The 2,410-nt window shown below is 68.7% G+C and carries 2 protein-coding genes; both read left to right on the top strand.

The genetic code is table 11. The annotated features are described in order from the left end of the window. The first annotated feature begins 147 nt into the window (after window positions 1-147). Window positions 148-1,497 (top strand): DDE-type integrase/transposase/recombinase, encoded by a 1,350-nt coding sequence (locus IG65_RS0133770; protein ID WP_030518982.1) that lies wholly within the window; start codon window positions 148-150, stop codon window positions 1,495-1,497. Then, window positions 1,494-2,345, top strand: coding sequence for an IS21-like element helper ATPase IstB (gene istB / locus IG65_RS0133775; protein ID WP_030518983.1), 852 nt, complete (start codon window positions 1,494-1,496; stop codon window positions 2,343-2,345). The genes IG65_RS0133770 and istB overlap by 4 nt, the downstream gene beginning before the upstream one ends. Window positions 2,346-2,410: the final 65 nt, after the last annotated feature.

Below are 2,410 nucleotides of genomic sequence, written 5' to 3' on the forward strand. Positions count from 1 at the left end.
TGACGGCGCTCACTGAAATTCCCCACTGACGCTCACCGAAATTCCCCATTTGTCCCGTGTGGCTCCGCCGTGAAGGGCGGGCCTGCTCCGATGCTGGTGGTTACCACACCTGACCAGCGCTTTCGATCGGAGGAGGCCCGCTTTTCCATGTTGACACGTGAGGAAGATGTGGAAATCAGTGCCCTGCGTGCACGGGGCTGGACGATCTCGCAGATCGCCCGGCACACCGGCCGCGACCGAAAGACCATTCGCGCGTATCTGGCCGGGGAACGTACCCCTGGCGTGCGGAAACGGCATCTGCCCGATCCGTTCGAACCGTTCGTCGAGTACGTGACCGCCCGCCTGGCCGAGGACCCGCACCTGTGGGCGCAGACGCTGATGGACGAGCTCGAACCGCTCGGGTTTGCGCTGTCGTATCAGTCGCTGACCCGCAACATCCGCGCCCGCAATCTGCGGCCGGTGTGCCATGCCTGCCGGACCGCGACCGAACGCCCCAACGCCGTCATCCCGCATCCGCCGGGCGGCGAAACACAGTGGGACTGGGTCGATCTGCCGAACCCGCCCGCAGCGTGGGGATGGGGCGCGAACGCGCACCTGTTGGTCGGGTCTTTATCTCATTCCGGCCGCTGGCGCGGCTGTCTCGCCCCGTCCACCGATCAGCCGCACTTGATCGAGGGCCTCGATCGCGTCGCTCGCGCCTTGGGCGGGGTGACCGGGTCGTGGCGGTTCGACCGCATGTCCACGGTCTGCCATCCCTCGAGCGGGCAGGTGACCGCGTCGTTCGCGGCGGTGCTGAAGTATTACGCGGTGGCCCCGGCGATCTGCCCGGCCCGGCGCGGCAACCGCAAAGGCGTGGTCGAGAAGGCGAACCACACTGCCGCGCAACGGTGGTGGCGCACCCTGGCCGACGAGGTCACCGTCGAGCAGGCCCAAGCGAGCCTGGACAAGTTCTGCTCGCTGCGCGGGGACACCCGGTTGCGGCCGACCGCCGACGGACGGGCCAGCGTCGCAACTGTCGCCGCGCGAGAACCGTTGCGGCCCTTGCCTGCCGAACCCTATCCGGCGATGGTCGCTGAACCGAGGGTCGCCTCACGTCAAGCGATGATCTCCTGGCGCGGCAACCGTTACTCGGTGCCGCCGGAGCTGGCCTCGGCGACGGTGGTCGTCGCGCAACCGTTGCGCGGCAACACTATCGACATCGCCACCACCGCCGGGATCGTGGTCGCCCGCCACGAGCGCGCCGCCGACGGCCTGGGCGCCACTGTCCGCGACCACGGCCACGTGGTCGCACTCGACGCCGCCGCGATGGCCGCGGCAAACACCGGCCGCCCGCACCGCCGCAAGGAACGCATCCCACCCGGCGCCGCCGCCCGAGCCGCCGCAGCGGCCCTGCGCGCCGCCACCGACCCCACCACCAGCCCAGACACCGTCGCCGGCGCGACGGTCACCGACCTGGCCGCCTACGAGCGCGCCGCCACCGCCAGGAGCCGCAAATGACCAGCCCCGCCCCGCGCAAGACCAGCCGCCGCGCCACGAAGGCGATCGGAGCCGACGAGACCGCGACCCGCTACCAGCAACTCCGTTCACACTTGGCGACGCTGAAACTACATGCCGCCGCCGAAGCGTTACCGACGGTGCTGGAAGACGCGACCACGCAAAACCTTTCAGCCACAGCCACGTTGGAGAAGCTGTTGCGGATCGAGGTCGACGACACCGAAGCCCGCCGCCTCGCCGGCCGACTGCGGTTCGCCAGCCTGCCGACCCCGGCGTCGCTGGACAACTTCGACGTCGATGCAGCCTCCGGCATCGACCGACCCCTGCTCGACGAGCTCGGAACTTGCCGCTACCTCGAGTCCGCCACCAACGTCTTGCTGATCGGAACGCCCGGCACTGGAAAGACACATCTGGCAACGGGTCTGGCGCGGGCAGCCGCGCACGCCGGTTACCGCACCTACTTCACCACCGCCGCCGACCTGGCGGCCCGCTGCCACCGCGCCGCGATCGAGGGCCGCTGGGCCACCACCATGCGCTTCTACGCCGGACCAGCGCTGCTGGTCATCGACGAGCTCGGCTACCTACCGTTGCCCGCCGAGGCCGCCTCAGCGCTGTTTCAGGTTGTGTCGCAACGGTATTTGAAAACCTCGATCGCGATCACCACCAACCGCGGTGTCGGATCATGGGGAGAAATACTGGGCGACAACACAGTTGCCGCCGCCCTCCTGGACCGGCTGCTACACCGATCGATGGTCATCAACCTCGACGGCGACTCCTACCGACTCCGAGACCACCAAGCCACCACCGACACCCTCCGCCGAGCCACCACCGGAAACCGCGAACCCCTATAATCGACACCGCTCACGGGTGGGGAATTTCGGCGAGCACAAGTGGGGAACTTCGGCGAGCGCAGTCA

The organism is Nocardia sp. NRRL WC-3656 (genome assembly GCF_000720265.1).
In the GTDB taxonomy this organism is placed as follows: Bacteria; Actinomycetota; Actinomycetes; order Mycobacteriales; family Mycobacteriaceae; genus Nocardia; species Nocardia nova.